Annotated in this window: 33 protein-coding genes and 2 pseudogenes; 20 read left to right on the top strand and 15 right to left on the bottom strand. The window is 58.2% G+C overall.

Annotated features, from left to right (window positions below; all coding sequences use genetic code 11):
* Nucleotides 1-400 precede the first annotated feature (400 nt).
* From A6U98_RS32345 to A6U98_RS32315, 7 genes are all read left to right on the top strand, one after another.
* Nucleotides 401-826 (top strand): hypothetical protein, encoded by a 426-nt coding sequence (locus A6U98_RS32345; protein ID WP_064655285.1) that lies wholly within the window; start codon nucleotides 401-403, stop codon nucleotides 824-826.
* Nucleotides 826-1,098, top strand: a complete 273-nt coding sequence (locus A6U98_RS32340) for a hypothetical protein (protein WP_064655284.1) — start codon at nucleotides 826-828, stop codon at nucleotides 1,096-1,098. The genes A6U98_RS32345 and A6U98_RS32340 overlap by 1 nt, the downstream gene beginning before the upstream one ends.
* A 151-nt stretch (nucleotides 1,099-1,249) precedes the next feature.
* Nucleotides 1,250-1,540 (top strand): hypothetical protein, encoded by a 291-nt coding sequence (locus tag A6U98_RS32335; RefSeq protein WP_064655283.1) that lies wholly within the window; start codon nucleotides 1,250-1,252, stop codon nucleotides 1,538-1,540.
* On the top strand, nucleotides 1,541-1,846 hold the full coding sequence (locus A6U98_RS32330) for a hypothetical protein (protein WP_027687811.1): 306 nt from the start codon (nucleotides 1,541-1,543) through the stop codon (nucleotides 1,844-1,846).
* Nucleotides 1,847-2,053: 207 nt separating this feature from the next.
* Entirely contained in the window at nucleotides 2,054-2,254 is a 201-nt protein-coding gene (locus A6U98_RS32325) for a hypothetical protein (RefSeq protein WP_064655282.1), read from the top strand.
* A gap of 80 nt (nucleotides 2,255-2,334) precedes the next feature.
* Nucleotides 2,335-2,649, top strand: a complete 315-nt coding sequence (locus A6U98_RS32320; RefSeq protein ID WP_064655281.1) for a hypothetical protein — start codon at nucleotides 2,335-2,337, stop codon at nucleotides 2,647-2,649.
* Between the two features lie 38 nt (nucleotides 2,650-2,687).
* Nucleotides 2,688-2,900, top strand: coding sequence for a hypothetical protein (locus tag A6U98_RS32315; RefSeq protein WP_245304595.1), 213 nt, complete (start codon nucleotides 2,688-2,690; stop codon nucleotides 2,898-2,900).
* A 278-nt stretch (nucleotides 2,901-3,178) separates the two neighbouring features.
* Here A6U98_RS32315 and A6U98_RS32310 read toward each other — a convergent pair whose 3' ends face one another.
* Nucleotides 3,179-3,442: a DUF982 domain-containing protein gene (locus A6U98_RS32310; protein ID WP_064655279.1), complete on the bottom strand. Its 264-nt coding sequence runs from the start codon at nucleotides 3,440-3,442 to the stop codon at nucleotides 3,179-3,181.
* Nucleotides 3,443-4,073: 631 nt separating this feature from the next.
* Here A6U98_RS32310 and A6U98_RS36995 point away from each other — a divergent pair.
* Nucleotides 4,074-4,286, top strand: coding sequence for a hypothetical protein (locus A6U98_RS36995; protein ID WP_156667919.1), 213 nt, complete (start codon nucleotides 4,074-4,076; stop codon nucleotides 4,284-4,286).
* A gap of 411 nt (nucleotides 4,287-4,697) precedes the next feature.
* Entirely contained in the window at nucleotides 4,698-5,036 is a 339-nt protein-coding gene (locus A6U98_RS32295) for a helix-turn-helix transcriptional regulator (RefSeq protein ID WP_064655277.1), read from the top strand.
* Nucleotides 5,037-5,267: 231 nt separating this feature from the next.
* Here the strand turns inward: A6U98_RS32295 and A6U98_RS32290 are convergent, their stop codons facing one another.
* The 5 genes from A6U98_RS32290 to A6U98_RS32270 form a co-directional block, all read right to left on the bottom strand.
* Complete coding sequence (locus A6U98_RS32290) at nucleotides 5,268-5,756, bottom strand: GNAT family N-acetyltransferase (RefSeq protein ID WP_064655276.1); 489 nt, start codon at nucleotides 5,754-5,756, stop codon at nucleotides 5,268-5,270.
* Nucleotides 5,756-6,040, bottom strand: coding sequence for a DUF1778 domain-containing protein (locus tag A6U98_RS32285; RefSeq protein ID WP_064655275.1), 285 nt, complete (start codon nucleotides 6,038-6,040; stop codon nucleotides 5,756-5,758). Before A6U98_RS32285 ends, A6U98_RS32290 begins: the two co-directional genes overlap by 1 nt.
* Before the next feature lie 486 nt (nucleotides 6,041-6,526).
* On the bottom strand, nucleotides 6,527-7,276 hold the full coding sequence (locus tag A6U98_RS32280; RefSeq protein ID WP_064655274.1) for a sulfite exporter TauE/SafE family protein: 750 nt from the start codon (nucleotides 7,274-7,276) through the stop codon (nucleotides 6,527-6,529).
* Between the two features lie 144 nt (nucleotides 7,277-7,420).
* Nucleotides 7,421-7,735, bottom strand: a complete 315-nt coding sequence (locus tag A6U98_RS32275; RefSeq protein WP_064655273.1) for a GRP family sugar transporter — start codon at nucleotides 7,733-7,735, stop codon at nucleotides 7,421-7,423.
* 360 nt (nucleotides 7,736-8,095) lie between these two features.
* Entirely contained in the window at nucleotides 8,096-8,350 is a 255-nt protein-coding gene (locus A6U98_RS32270; RefSeq protein WP_064655272.1) for a hypothetical protein, read from the bottom strand.
* A 74-nt stretch (nucleotides 8,351-8,424) separates the two neighbouring features.
* Between A6U98_RS32270 and A6U98_RS32265 the strand changes: the two genes are divergently transcribed.
* From A6U98_RS32265 to A6U98_RS32255, 3 genes are read left to right on the top strand one after another with little or no spacing between them, the layout of a single operon-like run.
* Entirely contained in the window at nucleotides 8,425-9,318 is an 894-nt protein-coding gene (locus A6U98_RS32265) for a Ku protein (protein ID WP_064655271.1), read from the top strand.
* A 9-nt stretch (nucleotides 9,319-9,327) separates the two neighbouring features.
* Nucleotides 9,328-10,155 carry a Ku protein gene (locus tag A6U98_RS32260; RefSeq protein WP_064655270.1) on the top strand — a complete coding sequence of 276 codons (828 nt, stop codon included), beginning with the start codon at nucleotides 9,328-9,330 and terminating at the stop codon, nucleotides 10,153-10,155.
* A gap of 28 nt (nucleotides 10,156-10,183) precedes the next feature.
* Nucleotides 10,184-10,780 carry an SOS response-associated peptidase gene (locus A6U98_RS32255; RefSeq protein WP_064655269.1) on the top strand — a complete coding sequence of 199 codons (597 nt, stop codon included), beginning with the start codon at nucleotides 10,184-10,186 and terminating at the stop codon, nucleotides 10,778-10,780.
* A gap of 370 nt (nucleotides 10,781-11,150) precedes the next feature.
* Here the strand turns inward: A6U98_RS32255 and A6U98_RS32245 are convergent, their stop codons facing one another.
* Complete coding sequence (locus A6U98_RS32245) at nucleotides 11,151-11,792, bottom strand: AprI/Inh family metalloprotease inhibitor (protein ID WP_197496467.1); 642 nt, start codon at nucleotides 11,790-11,792, stop codon at nucleotides 11,151-11,153.
* An 81-nt stretch (nucleotides 11,793-11,873) separates the two neighbouring features.
* Here A6U98_RS32245 and A6U98_RS32240 point away from each other — a divergent pair, with 81 nt between their 5' ends.
* Together A6U98_RS32240 and A6U98_RS32235 are read left to right on the top strand one after the other, a co-directional pair.
* Nucleotides 11,874-12,065, top strand: coding sequence for a CsbD family protein (locus tag A6U98_RS32240; RefSeq protein ID WP_064655266.1), 192 nt, complete (start codon nucleotides 11,874-11,876; stop codon nucleotides 12,063-12,065).
* A 406-nt stretch (nucleotides 12,066-12,471) separates the two neighbouring features.
* Entirely contained in the window at nucleotides 12,472-14,172 is a 1,701-nt protein-coding gene (locus tag A6U98_RS32235; protein WP_348627442.1) for a diguanylate cyclase, read from the top strand.
* On the opposite strand, the gene A6U98_RS32230 is transcribed toward A6U98_RS32235, so the two are convergent.
* The 3 genes from A6U98_RS32230 to A6U98_RS32220 all read right to left on the bottom strand — a co-directional run bounded on the left by A6U98_RS32230 (nucleotide 14,141) and on the right by A6U98_RS32220 (nucleotide 15,416).
* Nucleotides 14,141-14,593, bottom strand: coding sequence for a response regulator (locus A6U98_RS32230; protein WP_064655264.1), 453 nt, complete (start codon nucleotides 14,591-14,593; stop codon nucleotides 14,141-14,143). The genes A6U98_RS32235 and A6U98_RS32230 overlap by 32 nt on opposite strands.
* Nucleotides 14,594-14,705: 112 nt before the next feature.
* Nucleotides 14,706-15,158, bottom strand: coding sequence for a hypothetical protein (locus A6U98_RS37905; RefSeq protein WP_245304591.1), 453 nt, complete (start codon nucleotides 15,156-15,158; stop codon nucleotides 14,706-14,708).
* A gap of 18 nt (nucleotides 15,159-15,176) precedes the next feature.
* Entirely contained in the window at nucleotides 15,177-15,416 is a 240-nt protein-coding gene (locus A6U98_RS32220; RefSeq protein WP_064655263.1) for a hypothetical protein, read from the bottom strand.
* A 383-nt stretch (nucleotides 15,417-15,799) separates the two neighbouring features.
* Here A6U98_RS32220 and A6U98_RS32215 point away from each other — a divergent pair, with 383 nt between their 5' ends.
* Nucleotides 15,800-16,108 carry a hypothetical protein gene (locus A6U98_RS32215; protein ID WP_064655262.1) on the top strand — a complete coding sequence of 103 codons (309 nt, stop codon included), beginning with the start codon at nucleotides 15,800-15,802 and terminating at the stop codon, nucleotides 16,106-16,108.
* Between the two features lie 41 nt (nucleotides 16,109-16,149).
* On the opposite strand, the gene A6U98_RS32210 is transcribed toward A6U98_RS32215, so the two are convergent.
* Nucleotides 16,150-16,332 carry a hypothetical protein gene (locus tag A6U98_RS32210; RefSeq protein ID WP_064655261.1) on the bottom strand — a complete coding sequence of 61 codons (183 nt, stop codon included), beginning with the start codon at nucleotides 16,330-16,332 and terminating at the stop codon, nucleotides 16,150-16,152.
* Between the two features lie 183 nt (nucleotides 16,333-16,515).
* On the bottom strand, nucleotides 16,516-16,710 hold the full coding sequence (locus tag A6U98_RS32205; protein WP_064655260.1) for a hypothetical protein: 195 nt from the start codon (nucleotides 16,708-16,710) through the stop codon (nucleotides 16,516-16,518).
* A gap of 123 nt (nucleotides 16,711-16,833) precedes the next feature.
* Between A6U98_RS32205 and A6U98_RS32200 the strand changes: the two genes are divergently transcribed.
* The 3 genes from A6U98_RS32200 (at nucleotide 16,834) to A6U98_RS32190 (ending at nucleotide 19,003) form a co-directional block, all read left to right on the top strand.
* Nucleotides 16,834-17,391, top strand: coding sequence for a DUF4142 domain-containing protein (locus A6U98_RS32200; RefSeq protein ID WP_064655259.1), 558 nt, complete (start codon nucleotides 16,834-16,836; stop codon nucleotides 17,389-17,391).
* A 372-nt stretch (nucleotides 17,392-17,763) separates the two neighbouring features.
* The gene (locus A6U98_RS32195) at nucleotides 17,764-18,129 is read left to right on the top strand and encodes a hypothetical protein (RefSeq protein ID WP_064655258.1); all 366 of its coding nucleotides are present in this window, start codon (nucleotides 17,764-17,766) and stop codon (nucleotides 18,127-18,129) included.
* Between the two features lie 253 nt (nucleotides 18,130-18,382).
* Nucleotides 18,383-19,003 (top strand): hypothetical protein, encoded by a 621-nt coding sequence (locus A6U98_RS32190; RefSeq protein WP_064655257.1) that lies wholly within the window; start codon nucleotides 18,383-18,385, stop codon nucleotides 19,001-19,003.
* 96 nt (nucleotides 19,004-19,099) lie between these two features.
* On the opposite strand, the pseudogene A6U98_RS37900 reads toward A6U98_RS32190, so the two are convergent.
* The 3 genes and pseudogenes from A6U98_RS37900 to A6U98_RS32180 all read right to left on the bottom strand — a co-directional run.
* Nucleotides 19,100-19,308 (bottom strand): annotated as a pseudogene (locus A6U98_RS37900) (HlyD family type I secretion periplasmic adaptor subunit); the annotation flags it as partial.
* A 237-nt stretch (nucleotides 19,309-19,545) separates the two neighbouring features.
* Nucleotides 19,546-20,337 carry an aldolase gene (locus A6U98_RS32185; RefSeq protein ID WP_064655256.1) on the bottom strand — a complete coding sequence of 264 codons (792 nt, stop codon included), beginning with the start codon at nucleotides 20,335-20,337 and terminating at the stop codon, nucleotides 19,546-19,548.
* Between the two features lie 16 nt (nucleotides 20,338-20,353).
* Entirely contained in the window at nucleotides 20,354-21,055 is a 702-nt protein-coding gene (locus A6U98_RS32180; RefSeq protein ID WP_064655255.1) for a haloacid dehalogenase type II, read from the bottom strand.
* A gap of 88 nt (nucleotides 21,056-21,143) precedes the next feature.
* Here A6U98_RS32180 and A6U98_RS32175 point away from each other — a divergent pair, with 88 nt between their 5' ends.
* Both A6U98_RS32175 and A6U98_RS38165 read left to right on the top strand, forming a co-directional pair.
* A complete protein-coding gene (locus A6U98_RS32175) occupies nucleotides 21,144-21,998 on the top strand; it encodes a LysR family transcriptional regulator (protein ID WP_064655254.1) in 855 nt (284 codons plus the stop codon).
* 152 nt (nucleotides 21,999-22,150) lie between these two features.
* A pseudogene (locus A6U98_RS38165) lies at nucleotides 22,151-22,359 on the top strand (cystathionine beta-lyase); the annotation flags it as partial.
* Nucleotides 22,360-22,409 lie beyond the last annotated feature (50 nt).

The raw sequence follows: 22,409 nt of genomic DNA, 5'->3' as shown, positions 1-22,409 counted from the left end.
GATCGCGGTGCCAGCACATCATGACAAGGACGATCGGCTGTTGCGAAAATCGACAGTGCCGACGGAAAATATTCGCCCCGCGCTTTGGCCGGCTCGGCGCCCGGACCGCCAAAGCCAAGCAGATCAAGATCGCGCCTCCGAATGCGGATCATCGAACCAGTTCATGATCAGCATCGCGCCCTTCCGACTGCCGATCGTACATGTCCGGCGAGCGGATCTCCAGATTTGCATCGTCGGGCGGCGGTGCGATTGCGCAAACAGTAAGACAACATGGGCGCTACGCCAACGCAGCCTTCGCCGTACATCCTAAAGCTGCGTTAACGATAGATTAACATGCAATTTGACGTGGAACCGAATTCTGCGATGGTGGCAGCGGGCAACTGAGGGGTTATCCGTGAAAATGTATCTGTTAGCTCGACGTTTCGGCGTCGTGGCGATGTCGTTCGCCTTGGCGACCTGCACAACGACGCCGGTTGAATTCAACAACAAGCCGTCGGCCGTGAGCAAAGCCGCGCTTTGCAAGACGGCGCTGGAAACGCAGGATCCAGCGTTTCAATTCCAGCTCGTGGCGGAAGTGAACCGACGCGGGATGAGCATGTTGGAATGTGAGCGGATGGTCGCTCAGCAAAGGCAGGCCGCCGCGGTTCTCGTGGGGCTTGCATTGGTCGGGACGGCAGCGGCAGTATGCGCTAACGGCAACTGCGGCGGCGGTGCATATACTCCAACGAGACGCTATCCAGGCAACTGCCAGTATGATTGGCAGTACGATGCCGCGGGAAATAGGTGCGGCGGCAGAAGCGCAATGTCTCGTCCAGGAGGCTGGTAGTGCGCAGCGTGATGGCGACGTTGCTTGCGAGCGCTCTGCTGGTGGCAACCCTTGCAGCCCCGGTCTTCGCGCAGAGCTTCGGCGGGAATTCCTGCGTCGACAACTGCGAGGGTCACAGGGCCGGCTATGAATGGGCGGAGGAGAACGGCATTCAAAGCGAGGACGATTGCTCGGGCAACTCATCGTCTTTTGCAGAGGGATGCCGGACTTATGTCGAGGACTCTGACCGCGGGGCGGAGTACGACGATGATGGCAATGAGATTGACGAGTAGCACCTGATGACCCGCTTCATTAGCAAATTTCCGGCGGCCTCCCTCCTCGGCTCCTGCGGCGCGCCTGGATGGGCTGTCCGATCGACCGGCAAATCGCGGCGGGGCATCAATTCCGCTGCGCCATCCCTAATGACCGCGCGCAGGTAAACCCATGACATCTCCCGACACCGCCACACTGCTCGAGGACGCCGCCGATCGGATCGCAGATGTTTCGCGAGCGGATCTTCAGATCATGCTTCGTCGGGCCGCGCTGCGGCTGCGTAATGCAGGCGGGCTCTCGATGGAGGATGATGTCGAAGACGCCCTGCGCGACTTGGCGGGCGAGCTCGGCAAGACGCGCAACGACATGATCAGGTTTATCGTCCGGGAGTGGATGGAGAAGAACACCTATCTGCCGGTGCACGAACTGGATGAAGATGGCGAGACCGATGGGGAAGCTTGATTGAGTGAAGATCGAATTCAGTTGTGGTTCGCGTTCTGCTTTGTCGGAAGCATGTGTGCTTACAGCTGGTATTGGTACATCAGGTCGCTCATCTTTTACCTCAGAAACGGCTTCGATTTCAGCAAAGATTTCGGCCCGAAGCTCCATCGATCTGAGTTCCCAGATCATGATCAGGACTGGGCGGCGCCGAGACAGAAGTTCCTGATCGACTGGCCTTTTTGGGTACTGACGACGTCGTTCGTTCTGCTCGGCATCGTGTTGGCTCTGACGGGAGTTCTTAAGCCTTGTATCGATTGCGCACTGTAGCGGGCAGCCGTTACACAATCTCATAAAAACCGACTGCGGATCGGCTCGTCGGCTTCACCGAGGCGGCTTTGCCATCGCGCGAAGACATCAGCAGCGCCTAAAGAAGCAATTGACCCAGATTGGTTATTGACTCACATCGAGATCAGAACATAATAAGAACATCGGCGCGCGGCCGCCATTCTGGAAATCGAAGTACGGAGCACGGACATGCGAGAGCAGCCGATCGGCGAAGCCGTGGAAGACGATGAGCGTGCAGAGGTGATTGCCTACCACAGAGGCGATACGCACGCAGCTATAGACACCCTGCTGGAGGATATCCGTCACCTTCGCCGGCAGTTGGCATTGACCGAAGGCGCCATGAGCCGAGGCATGGCCCGCGGCTGGCGACCGAGCTACCATCGAGACTGATATGCCCAAAACGATTCATGAGAGAACGCGGTTGCGGTGGCAGGTCTGTCACGTCGAGCCCGAGACCAGGGCTGACGCCCATGCTTGACCGTCCCCCACCAAAGTTCGTGTCATTTGAGACTGCTCTGAGAGACTGGTGGTCGTCGCAACCGCAGTCTTTCCGCGAGAGCATCAGCCTGTCGGTTGCCCGCGCATGCTTTCGCGCAGGATACACGGCAGGCAAGCAAACGACCGAACGGCGCTTCGTATTCAAAGCCGGCCGCATGCGCATCACAGTTTGGGCAACAGGCATCACGGAAGCCAAGAAGAAGGCCGAAGCTGAGGCTGATTTCCGCGCGGCCCAGAAGGGGTGGCCGGTCCCGAAAGCGGGCTGGCAACTCCAGGAGGAAATATGAGCGACACCGACCGACGGCCGCTGACGGAAGCGCCGCAAATGCATGTCCACTATTGCGAAGAAAAGGGATGTGAGGAGTGGGGTGGCTGGGGCAACAGTCCCTCTCCGGCTGTGGTGACCCGCTGGTGGTGCTTCGAGCATTTCCCACACAAGTCATACGAGCAGGAACAGGCACTCAGGCGGAAGCTAGAGGCGGCCGAGCGTGGAGATATCGTCCAACGATTGCTGGGAGGATCATCTGCGTATCTTTGACCGTCGTCGACGGCGACACGGTAAATTCGACGGCCAGAACATGCCGTTGCTGGGGGAAGGTGTTCCCTCCTTCCTTGGCATCGACCCGTCGCAGACGCACGTGAAGTGGATGAATTAACGGAAGCTGGCACTTGTCGCCCAAAAGAGGCCAAACGAACTGGCGTCCGCGCGCCGCCTGAAGGTGATGTTTAGCGGGATGGACCTACGCGTATGCAGCGGAACGAGAGGGCTGTGTCACGGAGGCGCCCGTGAACTCATTTCATAATCGGCAGCGAAGCTCAGTGAACGACGGTGATCACCGGAATGCCAGCTTCGTCGGCGGCACGGATCAGCGCTTCTCGTGCGTCCTCGGCCGAGACGTCCCCATGAAGTGCATCCCGGCATGCCCTAATCGCTGTGAGATACTCTTCTCCATCGTCGATGGGCCAGCAAGCCGTCAGCATATTGGCGGCCTCCCAAAGAGTTGCGACAAGTTTGTACTTTTCCGGCCCACTCACAACGAGCATCAAGGGAGTAAACTCTCCGGATCTGTGCCATTTCATGACGTTAGGTCTCCCCACGGTAAACATATTAGTAACCGTGCAAGAACCGTTCCGTGATCGTCGCTGGTATGCCGAAGCTCGTTTCGCGGGGGCGCATAGTGAAAAAGAGAATAGTTCTAAAGGCGTTTCAGTCGCCTCAGCATCGCCAGCGTCAGCATGGGCACCTGGTGGCAGGGAAACGCTGGCCAGCCATTAACGCCATGCTGAAGCCACCAAGGCCGCCGACATGTTCGCGAGGAAGTCGAACGCCCCAAATTCCGAAACGCCGACAACATCGAAATACCGCTTTACTTCGAGGATGACCGATTGCCCTGCCGGACAAGTTCCGGCGTTTCTACCTCGCCATGTTTCACCATCATCGAAGCCGACACTGATATCTCGATCGGAGAGCCAGGCATGGAGCCGCCGATACCACATTGCTTGCAAGATCCTCGGATCGTCTTGTTCGTCCCTCCGCAAGCGCATGCCTTTTTGGATGTTTGTACCTTTGCTATCCTTATAAAAGAGCCGGTCGTGGCCCGAGACGGTCGGCGGCGATCAGTTCTCTGCTCGAGAAAAGCATCGCTTCACGGCACCACCTCTTGAATAAACGGAAGGGCACGCGAGTTTCCCGGTTAGCAAGGAGGAAACCATGTCCGTACCCAACGAGCCTATCGTTCCGCCGCCAGCGCCGCCGATCGGCAATCCCGAACCTGAGCGAGATCCTGGTGAGGCCCCGCCGCCTGATGGCCCCGAGCCAGATGACGGCGACGATCCGATGACGCAAGCTCACGCCGAGGAGGCCCAACGAAGCCCGACATGGGGACTGCTCTGCCGCGGCGTTCAGGTGCATGCTGCTGACTGAGATCATGCGACGTTCTTTCTGATGGGAACGAGCTCCCCGTCCTTGGCCAGATGAGCTTGACGATTGCAGGCACGAGATTGATCACCTCTGCCAAGCGACGAACTCGTCCATAATCGGTTGCTTGCTGGCTTGACCGCTCGATCGATCGTTCGACAGTCGCTTCCCCCAATTCCGATCGGTCGCCATCTTAGTCCGGCGCGCTATCCGTCCCATCACGATGACAACCACGGCTTCGTCCCCTCGGGATGGGACACTACGGAAACAATCAACGCTTGGCGGCTGCCTCTGACCGGTGAGCGGCTGGCAGGAAAGGTAGCGGCGCGCAATAACGCGGGATACTCCTCGGAAATAATGATCTATAAATAGGCCGTAAAGGCCGTTAGTGGTGTATTAATAGATCAACAGGTGATCATGCCAAAGCTCATATCACGCGCTTACTCACATTACAGCCGGGATGCCCTGCTCGTTTTCAGCCAGTTGATCAGGCGCGCTCGGATCGAGCGCAAACTGACCACACAGGAGCTGGCAGACCGCGCCGGTATCTCGCGCGGGCTGTTGCAGCGGATCGAAAAGGGCGACCCTAGCTGCGCGATCGGAGCCTTCTTCGAAGTGGCCGCCATTGTAGGCGTGCGCCTGTTCAACGCCGATCATGCAACGCTTGCAACGGCGATATCGGCAAACAACGCGATGCTTGCTCTTCTTCCGAAGTCCGTTCGCCCCTCCTCTACGCAGGTGAATGATGACTTCTAAGGCTGAGAACAACGAACTTTCGTCTGGGTGTGGTTACCGGAAAGCAAAGAGCCAGTCGACATAGGCCCATTTCTTGTAACCGGCTTTCTTCTTCTAATACCGGCAAGCTCTAAATATTCCGAATCATGTGGCCAACAGGACATGGATCCCGATTTTTGACAAATCGTTTCGAAGCTCTCCGTCAATTCGCCGAGCGTGGTCAGACGAGCGACTGAAGGCGATTTTCACAGATCACTTCAGGCCTACTTGAGCCTTTAATGACAACACCAAAGCCATAGGATTGGCGGGCGACGCTGCAAATCCAAAATGCTCATAGAAGGCCTTGGCTTCAACCGAAATCGCGTGAACCAGAACGCCGCGAATACCCATGATATGGGCTGCCTGTCGGGTACGCAGTACGGCGTCTTGCAACAGCCCGGCTCCGATTCCTTTTCCCTGCCAGTTGCGATCGATGGCCAGCCGGCCAAGGACTACCATGGGAACCGGGTCGGGCATGTTGCGCCGGATCGCTCCCGGCGCGTCCGCGACCGCCAGCGCGCCCGATGAGAGGCAGTAATAACCGACAACGCGCTCGCCCTCGCAGACCACATAGGTTCGCGACGCGCCGCTGACCTGATTGGCCCGCGCCCTGCGGCGCAGCCATTCATCAAGGCTGTCATGCCCGCTGTCGAATAGCTGGAGATCGTGCGCTTCGCCGAGAAGCGTCGGTGCCGATAACATTACGGCTGCCAGGGTTTGGGAGCGTTCATCAACCGTTCGAAGCCTTCGCTACTTGGCGGCTGGTCGAGGATGGCGAGATAGTGTTTGTAGCTGTCAGGATCGACCCGCACCAATGTCTGATCGAGAAGCGCGTCTTCCGCGGCACGGCGCGAAGCATCGATCATGAAATCCGAACGGGTTTTCCCGTGGGCCTTGGCGGCGCGGTCGATCAGGACGCGAACGTCCTCACGAACCCTCAAGTTAACGGCGCGGGTATGGGTATCGGTGGCGTTTTTGCTGGTCATGGCCTTTTCCTTCAAGGCCATATACCACAAACGCATACACAATGTGTATCTATTTATTGCGATATTGCGGGTTGATTTCCCAAGCCTCCCTTTCGGGCCCCCTTCTGGACATGAGCGTTGGTCGCTTTCGATCCGTCCGGCTTTCACCGTTACACAAGAAACTGGCAACGCCAGTTCATCAATCCCTACGCTTTCGAGGACGCGCCCGCCGCATTGCGGGCGTTAGGTGAGTGATCCAGCAGCCCGGATCGCGCCTCTCGCCCATGAACCCGCAAATCCGCGAATTTGGAAAGGCGCACTTGGCACCAGCTCATCTGCGTGCCGCGAATATTCGGCGGCAATGACCATCGTTCGTGCGTTCTCAATCAAACCCGCTGGATACGCCGTCCCGCAATCCATTCGTCGAGCCGCTTGAGCATTTTGCGGGACTTCGCTCCTTCAATTGCAAGTTATTGACTGAGAGCCTCAGCGGTACAGGACCTCCGCTCAAAGGTAGGCTCGCGAAAAGAACACCGCGGTCGTCAAAAAGGCGACCGCGAGGGTTAGCAGCCGAACGGCCGATGATGGCAGCCTTCGTCCGATGTGTGCTCCGATCCACCCGCCGATAACGGCTCCGATCGTCATGGGAATGCACTGCTGCCATACGATTGCCCCGGCAAGTACGAAGACGACGACGGCGACCGCGTTGGCGGCGGTGACCATCACCATTCTTGTCGGATTGAGGCTCTTGATGTCCCCACCGCCGAGCGCGCTCCACGCCGCAAGCATCATGAGACCCACCGCGCCGCCAAAATAGCCGCCATAAAGACCGAGAAAGAACTGAATCGTTGCGAACAGCAGAACACTCGGACGTGCCTGCGTCTGCAACTGGGCGCTGAGCCTCGGGCCTGCAGCGAGCATCAATGTCGCCACTAGCAAAAGCCATGGCAGGATACCATCGAAAATCCTCGATGGGGTTAGCAGCAATAGAATGCTTCCGGCCACACCACCCGTCACCGTCACGATGGCAATGGGCACGACATTGACGCCACACACACTCCTAACCCCATCACGGTAGACCCACGAGCTCGCCATACCGCCGGGAAACAAGGCTAAGGTGCTTGTCGCGTTTGCGGCTACCGACGGCACTCCGACCGATATCAGCGCAGGCAGGGATACGAAGGACCCGCCGCCCGCCAACGCATTCATGCTGCCTGCCAACAGGCCAGCAAGGAAAAGAAGCATGATATCGTACATGTTCAGGTCGCCTTAGCCCCCAAGCCTGAGTCCGGCCGAGCCTCTTTTCCAATGCCGCCGTCAATCGCCGCACGCCGTTGCGCGCCCAGAAGAGCCCCCACGACAGCCATTCGCGGTGGTCAAGGAAACGCAATTGAGAGCCATTCATCCGATCACCATGAGCGTAACCGATGCTATCCCGAGGAGTACGCCAACCGCCTGATGCCAGCCAAGCCGCTCGTCGAAAACCAGAACGGCGATCGCGTTGATGGCGATAAGCTGCGCGACCGAAGACAACGAAATAGCGAGGGAAAGCCCGCTTGTCCGCATGAGAGCGATCATCGAAAGATTGCCTAATGTGTAGAGGACAAGCGCGATTACGAGCAGCCAAAGGTTCGAGTTGCTCACATATGCGCGTGAAGCGGTCGCTCCTGCCAGGAATAGGCAGACGGCTATGAAGAGGATGGCGGCAACACGCATCGATAAACTCCTGCTGATGCGTTTTGTCTGACGCCGCGCGACCCGTCAATCCATTGGAGACTATCCCCGTCCTGATCTCGACGTAGGGCGTCATGGGTGATCAGTCGATGCTACGCCTCAGCTCGCCGCCTTTCGAAGCGCGGGCTTTCCGAGCGCGTCCCTCAACCGGCACTCTGGCCTTCAAAGACGCCGGACGCCTCGCACGAATTGCCCAGACATAAGCCGTGAAGCTGTGAAGATCGTCCCCGGAAGATCCCGAGCAGCTTGTGTAATGGAAGCAGGCACCTTGCTGATGTAGGTCACCGCTTTGCACCCGCCCCTCACATGGCCGGGCCGCGCAGCACTCAAAAAACGAGTGCCTCAATGGCTTAGAGCCGAAGACGGAGCGTTGACCCTCATGGCCATCGGACCTGAAAACGTCCGGATGAGGTGATCTTCAATGTAGCGCTGGCCTTGCCCTTCTGCGTAGAGCAACATCGCCCGCTCGCACAAAACATCGGCAGTTCGTTCATCGAAGGGGACCCCATAGAACCTAAACCACATCAGGACGGCATCTGGCAGGATCGCCTCTTCGTCCTGAAGGACCTCGCTGTCGTCTTCATGCGGCTCTGACATGCACACCTTCCCGTGGTTCGGAACGAAAGGCCGAACGACAAGTTAACTGGAAAGTTCCGGCCGGAGGGAAAGTCATGGCAGCACACAGGGCTCAATGGAAAGGCCACATCAAGGTCGGGGAAATCACCTGCGGCGTCGGCCTTTATACTGCGGCGGCGACTTCGGATCGCATCTCCTTTCGGACGATCAACAAGGCCACCGGAAACCCTGTACGCCGCGAGTTCGTGGACAGCGAGACCGAGGAGACAGTCGAGCGGGAAAACCAGGTGAAGGGCTTCGAGATTGAGAACGGCGAATACATCATGATCGACCCGGAAGAGGTGACCGCCGTCATCCCGGATTCCGACAAGATGCTCGAGATCGAGGCGTTTCTCCCTTGCTCCGAGGTTGACGATGTCTATTTCGACAAGCCGTATTACCTGGTACCGACCGATGAGGTCTCGGAAGACGCATTTGCAGGCCTTCGGGATGCCCTAGGAAAAGCCAGCGTCACCGCGATTGCGAGAACGGTTCTCTTTCGACGGATGCGCACCGTTCTTATCCGCGCACACGGGCGCGGCCTGATCGCGACGACACTCAATTTCGATTACGAGGTTCGCTCGTCCAAGGACGCCTTCAAGGAGGTCCCCGAGATCAAGGTAGAGGGAGAAATGCTCGACCTCGCCAAGCACATCATCGGCACGAAGAAGGGTGATTTCGATCCGGCGACATTCGATGACCGCTATGAGGCGGCCCTCGCCGATCTGGTCAAAGCCAAGTCGGAAGGCCGGTCGCTACCCAAGCCGAAGCCAGTTCAGGTGTCAAAGCCCAATGACCTTCTGAAGGCCCTGCGCGAAAGTGCTGGAATGGGGGACGCCAAACCAGCTGCCAAATCCAAGACTAAGGCTGCAAACGCGAACGCGAAGAAAACGACGAAGGCGGCCGCTCCCAAAACAGCTGCCAAGACCCCTCACAAAAAAGCCAGCTAGGAAACTCCAATGGCACCCCGCCCATACTGGAAAGGCTACCTCAAGCTTTCGCTTGTCACGTGTCCCGTGGCAATGAGCCCGGCGATATCGGAGAGCGAGAAGGTCCGGTTCCACACGCTCAACAAGGAGACCGGCAATCGCGTCCTGTCACGTTACGTCGATTCCGTGACTGGAAAGCCCGTCAAGGATGAAAACGAAGCCAAGGGCTACGAGCGCGGTGAAAACGACTACGTTCTGCTGACCGACGAAGACCTCGAGTCCATTGACCTGGAGACCGTGCGGACGATCGATATCGAAAAATTCGTCCCGCGCGAAAGCATAGAGTGGATCTACCTTGAAACACCCCATTACCTCGTTCCTAACGAGAAGATCGGCAACGAGGCATTTGCCGTCATACGGGACGCGATGAAGGCAGAAAACGTCCTTGGCGTCTCGAGGGTGGTAATCGGCCGCCGAGAACGTGCGGTGGTCCTCGAACCGCGCGATGAAGGCATCGTGGTCTGGACCCTGCGCTTCGGTGACGAGGTCCGCCCTGAGGAGGAATACTTCCAGGGTATCGAGAAGAAGGCTGACACCTCGACGGTCGCTGCCATCACTCAAATAATCAAGCGGCACATTGATGAATGGTCGCCTTCGATGGTCAGCGATCCGATCCAGGAGAGCTTGCTGAAACTGATAGCGACCAAGAAGAAGGCTCTCAAGCCCTCCAAATCGTCCAAGGTGGCCAAGGATAAAAAGGACGACGACGCGAAGCCTTCAAACGTTATCAGCATCATGGACGCCCTTAAGAAGAGCGTCGAAGCCGACCTTAAAGGTCGAAAGAAGGCGGGCCGATAATCATCCCAAGCTGACGAGCGGTTCCGCTATGTGCAATGACTATGAACAACATATTCGCTGGAAAGAGTACTGCGAGATGATGCAGTCTCTCGCCCTACGGATTCCGGCGCACCAGTCTGAACTCGATCTACCCACGGCCGATGACATCAAAATCGGTGATATCGCCCCGGTGGTCCGGACATCCGGCGACGAGTTCGAACTCTTCGCTGCCAAGTTCGGTTTTCCGCCGTCTGCCGGACGCAAAGGCGGACCGGTTTTTAATTTCGTCTCGGAAAACCGGGATTTCTCAGAGAGCAAACGCTGCCTCATCCCGGCGTCGGCCTTCTTCGAGTTTACCGGAACGAAATACCCGAAGGCGAAGCACAGGTTCACGCTCGCCGATGGCGCGATATTCGCCATTGCTGGGCTGTGGCGCGAAGGAGAAGGCAATCAGCCGGCGTCGATGACGATGCTCACGACGAAGCCGAGCCCCGATGTCGAGCCGATCCATAATCGACAGGTTGTCATCTTGAAACCCGAGGAATGGCGACACTGGCTGGCTCTATCGAAACCCCAGGATCAGCTGCTCAAGCCACTGCCTGCGGGAAGTCTCTCGGTGGAGCAGGTGCGCGTTGGAAGCGACTGACGCTCATCTCACCGCGACGCAAGTGCGGCCGCACACTGCACTCTTCGAGTGCAACCCAGAATCTCAGTCCATCGCCAAGTGCCTCAATGCTCCTTGCAGATCCGGCCGGCTCCGCAGGTTCTCTCGGCAATCAAATGGTCGCTGAGCTCTGATCCGCAGCAATGCGGCGGCCAAGATCACCCAGACGACAATAAGGGCCGCAACATTGAAGGTCGCCCGAATGCGCGTCCTTTCCGCGAAAGGAAAGCAGTTGTCATTGTCGTCATTCATCTCGCCTCAGGTGGAACTTGCCGTCGTCGGAGACAAAGCCATCCTTGTCCGGGGTCATCGTGTAGACCCAGTCCTCCCCTCCGATGATCACCAGCTGGATCTATGCGATCTGCCATGCGTCGATTTTGGTCTTCCTGACGCTCGCTGCGCAATCCTTGCCAAGCTGAACGGCGCTGGCGTCGTCCAACCTCTTCGAGACCGTCTCCAAGAGCGATAGATGGCACAGAGGTTTGCCTCTCTTGTCGCTTAGAACCCACTTGCCGTAGGCGTCCTTGGCCGTCGGTATCCGATCCATCGATCCGGGCTGCGGGATGAAATAGATGACCGGTGAGACGTCCAAGGGTGTTCTCCACGGTCCTCCTTCCTGCTCCTGAAATCCGACGAGTTGCTTTCTAGCAGCATCACGAAGCACGATCCCTGGATCCGAGAAATCCCAGGCCGCGATCTCATCGTGCCAAGGCGCCTCGCACGTCTTGCCCTCTGTCACCACCCGACCGCCGATGGTCTTGTCTTTGCCCAGAATGTGACAGCCAACGGAGCCATCTTCTGAAGCGATCAGCCATTCGCCAATGGTGGCGTCGACGATGGCCTCGCCGACCTCCTGTGCCGAGAGTTGCCCACTCGCGGATGCCGCGAGGCACACTGCAAATACGACCCACCTCAATCCCCTTACTCGCAAGCTCAATCCTCCCGTCGATCCGCTCGTTTTAGCAATTGGCCACAAATCTCCCTCGACATTCAAGCCCCTATCGATGGAACGATCTTGTTCAAGGCCCGTTGGTATCTCACTGAAACAATTCAGTTTCCAACAAGGAGAAATTCGATGGGCAGCACAGCGGACAAAGTTACCGGCAAGGCAAATGAGCTCACAGGTAAGGCCCGTCAGGGCGTCGGCAAGGCAGTAGACAATAAGGAAATGCAAGCCAAGGGCCTCGCTCAGGAGGTCAAGGGCGACGCCCAACAGGCGAAGGGCCAAGCGAAGGACGCAGTCAAGAAGGTCGTCGACAAGGCATAAAGCCATGTGTCGGTGATAAAGGCCCGCCAGGTGCTACCGGCGGGCCTTTCTGTGTCCGACGGCACCGCCGGGTGCCTTGATCCGAGAGATCATTGGTATCCTGTCATGTCGGGAGCAGCCTTGAGCGCGATGATCATGTCGGTCATCTCGCGCGCGCTGCGCGACCCAGATTGGTGCTTCATCATCAGTTGAGGATAGCGCCAGCTCCGAACCTGAATCGTTAAGCACACGTAAATCGCTAATCGCTAATCTTCGGTCGCATAAGCACAGCTCCCATAACCGGTAGCTGCACGCGAGGACGAGCCGGATGCGGATTAGCACGATCACAAATTGGGCCTACGCCACAACCGTAGCTCTGACGCTTCTCTCGGGTGGAGCGTTCATAATGGCGGTTAGAAGCGCTGACATGGAGCGCGACGCCGCGACCACCGCTTGGACGCTGGATGAAACGGTCGAGCAGCTACAGAGTGCTGCCGAAAAGACGACCGAAGACGCCCGGCTGTATGTGATCAAGGGCGAGGAACGTTACCTGAATGCCTTTCGGGCAGCCGATGCGCTCGAGCGCGAACGAGAACAGTCGGTAAAGCGTCTCGTCAACTCGAACCTTACCGACCAGGAGCGGACGGCCCTGCAGACAGTCGAGGCCGACGCAGAAGTGCTCGACGCCATCGAGGAGCAGGCCGTCAAGGATTTCGCCGCTGGCAAACAGGACGTCGGAAGAGCAGCGGTTTTCTCCCCGGAACATGAGGAAGCGCTGACCGACTTGATGGCTAGCGTCGCTCACTTTACCGACCTTGTCGACGCGAGTGGACAGGAAGACCTTCGTTCCGCCAAGGAGAAGGCGGACCTTTGGGGAGCAATAGCGAAATCGCTTCTGGCAATCACCGCACTCGTATTCTTGAGCGTGCTCTACTTCGTATTGAAGCGGCGGGTTGCACGTCCACTCCACCAGATGAGCGGCGTCGTCCGGCGATTGGCCAAACAGGACTACACCGTCGAACTGCTGGCTGACGGCCGCCGAGATGAGATCGGCGACATGAACGACGCCATCCAAATCTTCCGAGACAACGGATTGGAGCGCGACAGGCTCGACGCCGAGCGGCGCAAGGACCAGCAGATAAAGGATCTGATCCTCCAGTTGATGCATCGGCTGCAGGGTTGCCAGGACGAGGCAGAACTTGCTCCGGTGGTGGCCCGCTATGCCGTGCAGATTTTTCCCGAGCTAGGTGGGCACCTGTTCGTCATGAGCGAAGGCCGGACCGTCTTGAGCGCCGCAGACACCTGGGGTGCTCCACGCCGCTCGACCACCGAGTTTCCGTCCATTCAGTGCTGGGGGCTTCGACGTGGCCGCCCCCATCTCAGCGAAGCCGAGCATGGCGACGTCCCGTGTCAGCATCTGGACGAAACGACCAAAGACGGAAGCCTCTGTATGCCACTCGCGGCCCATGGCGACACGGTTGGGATGCTCTACTTCGAAGGTCCCGACGGCGGATTGGAGTTGATCGCCGCCCGCATCTACATCGAGCTGATCGCAGAGAACCTTGGGTTAGCCATCGCCAATCTGCAGCTCAGAGATCGACTGGCCAACCTCGCGGTGAAGGACCCGCTCACGGGCCTTCTGAACAGACGGTCGCTCGACGAGAACCTCAATCGACTGCGCCGGGAGGCGACTGATCTCCCCGCTGCGCTGATGATGATCGACATCGACCATTTCAAGCGCTTCAACGACGACTTCGGGCATGACGCGGGCGATTTCGTTATGAGCCAGGTGGCAGCGATCATGATGGACGTGGCTGGAAATCATGGGGCAGTACATCGGTTCGGTGGAGAAGAGTTCGCGATCGTGATGCTAGGCGCCGACCAGAAGGAGGCAAGGTCGCTCGCGGAGCGACTGCGCGGTGCAATCGAGAGAGCACCCATCACCTACTTGGGTCGGCCGCTCGGGACCGTGACGGTCTCGATAGGCGTGGCGTCAACACAAGACGGCCAACCGTCGACAAACCTGATGCAGAGGGCCGACGCGTCCCTTCTTCGAGCGAAGGCTGGTGGGCGCAACGTCGTCATCACCGATTGGACTACCGGCGATGCCGAGCGGCGCGCCGTTTAGTTTGCTCCGAAGCGGACGCGCCGTGTGGCGAAAATTCGATGAAGCATTTCGGCGGCGGTATGTCCGTATTCCCAGCCCGCCGCTCGGCAAATTGGATTGCCTCGACAAGCTCGATGTCGCGGACTGGCTTCTGGATGACGCCTAGCGCTCCAGGCACGCCGCCTCGGATTCCGCCGGGATCACTGGTCATGAACAGGACCGAAACGTCCGTATCCGCCAAGGTGCGGCCGGTGATCGGCCCGGTTGGCCCATCTTCAAGATTGACGTCAACGAGCGCGATGTCCGCGCCGGTGGAAAGCAAGAGCGCCTGATACATGTTGCTCGCGATGCCGACGGTGTGGTGGCCAAGCTCTTCCACCGTATCCTGCAGGTTCAAGGCGATCAGTGGCTGGTCTTCGACAATCAGTACGTTGAATGACATTAGTCTTCTCCTGGGTTGTCCTCGTGAAGCTAATCCCTGCGGGCAGAGCCAGTTCCAATAAAACTCGGCGGGACGCCCCATCTCCGCCGACAACGAGACTGTCTCGCCCTCCTCACGACCCCGCAAGGCCATCCTTTCCGTGGTAAGTGTCTCGAAATTCCTTCGAGCGCTTTTTGTCGGGCGCGGAGACGATAACGTATCGCTTGCCATCCGTGGGCGTGTCCTGATGAGCGAGATCGATCATCCAGAGTGTAATGCCCGAGCCGCGGGTGATCTCCGCCAGCATTTCCATCGCCGGGTCCTCTTCCGCCTCGACTGCGAATGCGAGCTCGTACGCGAATGTCTCCTGCTCGGGCTGGCCACGAAGCTGCTCCCTGAACCAGCTCCACATGTTTTCGAAATCAACGGGAAACGGTGACAGATCGAAGTTCACCTGGACGACGTCGCGGGCGAACACGACCTCGCCGTCGAAAAAGGCGTGCATTCCCAGGAAATACTCTGGGAGCTGCAGGTGCTCGGACAGCGCTTCGCGGAAGATTTTGAGGTTGGAGGCTGTCTGAAACAAAGCGGTCTCCGTCTGGGATCAGTGCAACGCGGCGGAGGTCGGCGCGTTCACTCGCGTGGCGTGGATGCCTACGTAAGTTCCGATGAGCGCTGTCGCGATATCGTCGGAAGTGCGATGCCCCTCCTGGTAGAAGTCGATTGCCGCCTGGCAAAGTACGTCGGAAAGGCCGTCTTTCGGATCCACCTCGTAGAACCGGTACCAAGCCTGCACGGCTTCGGACATCGTCTTAAAGTCCGGCTTGTCGGGCTCTGTCTTCATTCAAGTACTCCTTCCACCCTCCAACACGTAGGACTGTGAAAAGGAGCTTCAACCTGCCACCGAAGTATGGGGTTGGACCGTCCCCCCGCCGCACTAGATACGTCCCTCCAAAGGAGGATTTTGTTGACAGGAGCTTCACCTGGTATCAGGAAATCGCGACGCAAAAGTTCTCCCCAAATGGCACTGCGCGTTTGAAGCTCCTCTTTGAAAGTCCAGGCTTTCGCGACGCCGCGTAAGCGTTGCGAAAGCAGCCTCTCAAACGTTGTCTTTGCCATGAGCGAGAGCTGCGGCCTGACGAGTCGCCCGCCGAAAGAAAGACATGAAGCTTCGAACAACGGAGCGCCCCAAGAGTTTTGCTTCGATCGGCCCCCAGGAGATCCATCATGGCAGACGACAGCACCGTTACGATCCGCGCGAGCTTTTCAACGCGTGAAGCCGCCGACCTCGCGGTGGAGCATCTTGTGCAACAGCAAGGCATTTCGAGGCGTGACATCTTCGTACAGTCGGCGACGGACGAAAATACCTCCGGTTCGATGGCTTCTGGCGGGGACGCATCGCATGACGAAGGAACTCGCGACGACGGCGCGTTAGAGGGCGACATCGAGGTTTCCGTCGATATCACCGCGGGGCAGATCGCAGCCGTGCAAGGGATTTTAGAGGATGTCGGCGCGATCCGGGTTTCGAAAGGCTAGCGGCGGCTCCGGAGGATCACCGGCGCCATCGCGCGATACGTTCAGCCGCCGCCGGGAGAAACGCTTTCGTCTTCACGGTCGGGAAGTGCGCCCGCGCCAGGCGTCTTGCTTTCGTCCGTCTGTTCCTTAGTCGCGTGTGGACCGGCAGCCGGTAGACCCTGCCCATCGACCTGCTTCTTCCCTGTCTCCTCGATCGCCTCCTGGGCCGTCTTGTCGTTGTCCATGCTTGTGCTCCATGCCTCGGTAAGAGGAAATCCGCCGTGCTCTCGATGGTTCCGGCCAACGGCCCCAATAGCTGCGAATCTGTTAGCGGCTCGTGCCAATTGGCGTCATCGGCAAGGAACGTCAAGCAGGAGCTACAGAACGCCCCTGTATCCGCTGACGCGGCCAGACTATGCCGGTGACCATCAGGTGCTGTTCACAACGTCCGAGATCTTCTTGACCTCGGGGTCGACATTGGTCTCGCCATTAGCGTTTTCCGCACGGTCGGGATCGTCCTTGGCGGGCAGATATCCTCGCGGCGTGTTTTCCTGGGGACCTTCCCATCGCGGAGACTGGTCCGTGGTGCCAGGCGCACCGTCCTTCGGCTTGTTCATTCCCATGATGCTGACTCCTTCTGCTAGGCTAACCTTCGTCGTCTTTGGATGTTCCCTTCTCCTCGTTGCCACGCCGGAACTTTGAGCGTTAAGCAAGGTTCGGTGTCGCGTTCAAACGAGGAGACCATCATGAACCGCCGCACCCTTCTGACTTCCGCAGCTTTCGCCGCCGCCGTCCCGGCATTCCCTTCCATGCCCGCCTTCGCCCAGACGGCCGCCGCTCCCGGCGACGCCGAAAAGAAGCACGCCGACGAAACCAAGAAAGTCGGCTCGCTGTCGCTTGCGGCCAGCCGCGTGGCCGTCGAGAAGGCGTCCGGCCCGATGATAAAGGAATTCGCCAAATGGGAAGTCGCAGAGCAGGAGACGATCGCCGACATCCTGAAGTCGATGGAGACCGACGGCAAGGCCGAGGGCGCTCTGAAGCCGCCGACCGAATCCGAGGTTGAAGCCATGCTCGACGCCGATGGCAAGTCGTCGCTCGATAAGCTGAAGGCTACTGCCGGCAAGGACTTCGACAAAGCCTACGTGACGGCTCAGCTCGACGGCCACAAGAAGCTGCTCACGATCCAGGAGGACTATCTGAAGGTCGGCCAGAACCGCGAGCATCTGAGCGTGACGAAGCTGGCCCGAGGCCAGGTCAAAGAGCACATCGACCATCTCGACATGCTGAAGTCCAAGGTCGGTTGATGACGGGCATCCACAATCCGAAGGCCGGGGAGCGATCTCTGGCCTTCTTCGGCAGGCTCTTGCGGAGCTCTCTTGTCCGACCGTCCTTTAAAGGCGGGAGGCGCCGATGACCTCAGATCTAGAGACAGCCTGACGTAGGGATAGAATGGCTTGAGCAGAACGTGATCCAGCGCGCACCGTCTGCTCGACCTGGTGCCGCCGGGGATGGCTCGCGCTGCGAACCATTCTGCTTGATTGGGGCGTTATTTCTTTCCACGATGTTAGTTGGAAGCAAGCGATCGAATACTTTGAGATCGCTCATATTTTACCGATACGTTTACCGGCCCTGAAAGATCCGACATCGTATGGAGGTCCCGAAAGGGGACACTCTTTATGGCCGCCACCGACCCAAAGGCGCAGGCGCTTTCCGACGCCCGAGCACGCATCCTGAAGCTGCAGGAACAGATGACCGACCGCGTCCTGCAGATGGCGGTGGAGGTCGAAAAGCTGATGGGGATCGTCCCGCCTGCAGAAGCGAAGGCGTTCCTGAAGGCAAGATGCAATCTCCCGGCCGTCGAGTTGTCCACATACGTGGGATTTGCGAAGTCGTTGAAGGGCTCTCAGGACATCCTTCGGGACGCCCGCCGGAGATCAAAAGGGTTCACCTACGCTCCAGTACCGAAGGCGGCGCCGACCGACGCCGTGAACGAGGGATTCGTCCCCGTTGCGCATGCGTGCTCGGCTACAGGACTTCCCTGATTGGCACTTTGTTGAGGGCTTTGAAAAGGCTGCCGAGCAGATCGGTAACGCAGTTGCGGTCAGGGTATCGAAGGCGGTCGGCCTGGCAACGGTGGCGGCACTGAAAGGCCTGGAAATGGACTGGCAGAATTTGATCGGGCCGCCGCAGGGAACTTGGCGCAGTTATCGAAAGTCCACCTCTGACTCCCGCCGACCACGCTGAAGAACAGAAAAACCATCGCAGCTTCACAACGGACGCGAATAGGATAATTTGATGCCAAGATTTTTTTCTGCAATCATTCTCATTGTGACGCTTTGGGCTGTATCCGCTGAGAGATCATCCGCTGGCATGTGGCTTGTCAGGGGGCCAGCCAATACTAGCATGGCTGCCGACCCCGCATGTAAAGTTCGCGACATTGAGCCCAGCGCGCCTGACGACCACCATTTGTGGATTGACTGCGGGATTGGCGAAAAGCATGTCACGCTTTTGATCTCTTCGGTCGCGCCTTTCGTTGCAAAGGACTTCACCTTCAAAAACGCAGTCCCGATGTTTGAGAAGATTACCGCCGGAACGGAATGGTCGGCCTTCAAGGACAAGGTTAAGTTCATAGGCGGTACATCTTTCGCAGGTTTCGAGCCTTTCGCTCAAATGAGATTGATTGGCAGGCTGTGTGACGTCGGGGAGCAATGCCCGAACCCACGGGAAAGAATCGTTGCCCTCAAGATGCTGGGAACTTCCAGGGTGACGGTTTCGCTGATTGTGATGGGAGACGTCGAGCCAAAAGACTACATTTTGCATGGGAAGCGCGTTGCAACTTACCGGTATTTCCCAGACCCCATTGCTACCATGGTTGACACATTTAACTTCGCGACGATACAAAACGCGCCATACTAGACGCAGCGCCTCGGAGCAGCGCACTCGAATCCTGCGAGGCAAAAATTGCCGTGAATCTGGCCTTAAGGGTCCTGCTCAGATTGTCGCAAGCCACTGTCATTCCTCTCTAAACGCCCGAACTACTTGATCGGTAAGAGGCTTCGTAAGATAGGCGAGTGCCTTCCTCTCCCCGTCTGAACGAAGGCTTCCACTGGCATGCCGGGCACAGGCGTCAGATCGTCAAGACGGGCCCATTCAGCGACGGGAATGGAAACTCTGAGGCGATAATAACTCTGGCCGGTCCGTTGATCGACGGTCAAGTCTGAAACCGCTCGTCCGACGGATCCACGGCAGTAGCTTCGTTATGAACTCCAGTCTGTGCTCACATTTGATGGCAAGCTCCTGCAAAGAGAAGATCCACATGGTCTCACTGCCTCGAGGATTGGTCATCGAGCACGCAGCCAGAGAAGCCTCAGCCTCGGTACTGACTGATCAGCGAAGGCACGCCCTGAAGTGTGGAATGGAGAAAAGCGAGTTCCGAAACCCGTCACCTATCCATCTGCTCAATCTCGGTATTCCGGAGCCTGCCGATCGAGTACCCGCCGGATACTTTCCAGATGCAACCGGGCGCTCTCCGGGTCCCCTTCCCGCATCTGCCGTGCCGCTTCCGCCGCGACAGCAGGTAAAACTGGCAGTAGCCTGCGGCCCGAACCCATCGCCTTCAACTGGACTTCGGCGGCGCGTTCAAGATAGTAGAGATCGTCCCAAGCCTCGGCGATGTTGGGCGCACAAACCATGACTCCATGGTTCTTCATGAACAAGATATCCTTTTCGACAAGGACCGAGGCAATTCGATCGCCCTCACTTTCGTCCAGCGCGAGACCGTTATAGTTCTCATCCACCGCGACACGGCCGTAGAACTTAAGCGCCGTCTGCCCGGCCCAAACCAGTGGTTCGCCTTCGACCATACTGAGCGCCGTGGCATTCGGCATGTGCGTATGAAAGGCAGCCCCCACCCTCGGCGACATTTTGTGCAGCCGTGCGTGAATGTAGAAGGCGGTTGCTTCAGGAACGCCATCACCGACGACAATGTTGCCCTCGAAATCACAGATCAGCAGCGATGAAGCGGTTGCCTCCTGAAACGCCCAGCCGAGGCGGTTGACGATGAAGAGGTCGGGGTGCCCAGGCACAACGGCCGAGAAATGATTGCAGATTCCCTCTTCAAGACCCAGGCGAGCAGCCATGCGAAGGCAAGCAGCAAGGTCAACCCTGGCTTGCCAGATCTCCTCGCTATCCAGCGGAAGGTTGTGACGGCGACTGTCGTTCGTCTTCGAAATCTTCAGTTCATGCGCCATTGCTGTCTCCTTCGGATTACATCCAGCCTGCCGCGGCAAAGACGGCGGGTACCTTGTCGAGTGTCGGGACTCTTGCATCTGGCTGGTAATCAGAAAGTGGTTTGCGGCCTGTGCCACGGTCGACCCAAACAGTGCGAAATCCAAGCTCGCGCGCTGCAGCAAGATCAAGATGCGGGCTGGCGCAGATGTGCACCAGATCGTCCATACCAATGCCAAGGCTTTTCCAGGCGTAACGGAAGGTCTGACCGGAGGGCTTGTAGGCACCAGCTTGCTCAGCCGTGATGACGCGGTCGATTGAACTGCCAAGCTGGGCGACATTTCCGGCGATGATGGCGTCGTCAGTGTTCGAGATGATGGCAAGGCGGAAGCGAGCAGCTTTTAACCTTTCCAACGTTGCCACGACCTCCGGAAACGGCGGCATCTTGCCGATGGAGGAAGTCAGGATTTCGGCATCAGCGGCGTCAAACGGAAGACCGAATTCGACAATCGCCCTTTCCAGGGCAAGGGCGCTGACGTCGGCAAAAGTTCGGTGAGGACGCTCCGTTTCCAGTGCATGTTCATGTCGGTCATAAACTGCGATGAAGGTTTGCTGATCGATATCGCTACCTTTTGCGGACAGTATCCTCTCCATCGCCGCTAGCAGCCCTTCGTCCCACTGGATCAGGGTTCCGTAGCAATCAAAGGTCAACCATGTTGGTCTGGCTCCGGGCAATGTCATATCTTGTCTCCTTTGTTCAGCCCGACATTGACAAACACATCAATCATTGGAAAATTAAATATCACCATACAGGAAATCGACGAATCAAATGACCTTCGGCTTCGATCTGGACCTTCTGAAAACCTTTGCCGCGGTCGTCGATTGCGGCGGCTTCACCAAGGCCGCCGAGCGGGTGCACCTCACGCAATCGACGGTGAGCCAGCAGATCAAGAAGCTTGAGCTCAACATCGGTTCTGTCCTGCTGCGTCGGGACAAATCGTCCGGAACCGTCGAGACGACTGAGGCCGGCGAAGTACTGCTGAGCTATGCCCGCAGGATACTTGCGACCGCAGCGGAAGCCGCTGAAGTCATGCGGAAACCTTTTGCACCCCGAACCGTGCGCCTTGGGGTGCCGGAGGATTTTGCCGGGCGACGCCTGATCGACCTCCTGTCGGGATTTTCTGCTGCATCGCCGCATATCAGACTCGACACTGTCAGCGGCTGGAGCACAGAGCTTCGACGTCAATTGGACGCGGGCGAAATCGACCTCGCGCTGATCAAGCGCGAGCCCGGTAATGGGCAATGTCTTGCCAGTTGGAAGGAGAAACTGGTTTGGGTACGATGCGCCACGCGTTCCGTGGAGGCCGACCCCGTGCCACTTGCGGTGTTTCCCGTCGGATGCATCTACCGGGATCGGGCCATCCGCGCTATCGAGCAAAGCGGTCGCCGTTGGAGGATCGCCTATACGAGCCAAGGCTTGATGGGTGTGCAGGCAGCGGTCGCTTCGGGCCTCGGGATCAGTCTGTTGCCATCCGATGCGGTGCTTTCCGAACACCGGCAGCTCGGTCCTGCCGATGGGTTCGACGATCAGCCGGCGTCTGAGATGGCGCTGGTGAAAGGTCGGGCAACTTTGTCCAACGAGGCAAAGTCGCTCGGAGGTTTTCTGGCGGATAACCTGGGGTAGTCGATCTTAGAATTGAGCTCCCAATTTTGGCATCGACAAAGTTCATGCCGCGCCGGATGACAGACACGCATCCGACGCACTATTCTACCCTGAATGAATCGAATTCGCCGTATCGTCCTGAAGCGCGCCTTGACTTGCATGTGTCCGATCGGGTCTCGCCGGCTCTCAATGTGCTCAAAACATTTGCGATAGGAGCATCTTGGGGCGGAACACGCAGTCTTGTTGCGCCTATGCCCGTCAAGGCCTACCGGACGGTGCGGAGGTGGGATGCAGACGATCTCGTCTTGCGCATAAGGGTTGGCCTTGAAGATCATCAGGAGTCGATGATATCGAAGCGCTTCTCGCAGAGATTTCCAGATAACGGCAGCTCCCCACCCTAGTCACGTGACCTCCCCTGCTCGCCCGAGCCGT

The sequence above is a fragment of the Rhizobium sp. WYCCWR10014 genome, from assembly GCF_001657485.1.
Lineage (GTDB): Bacteria > Pseudomonadota > Alphaproteobacteria > Rhizobiales > Rhizobiaceae > Rhizobium.
This window is presented reverse-complemented; position numbering and strand designations above follow the sequence as displayed.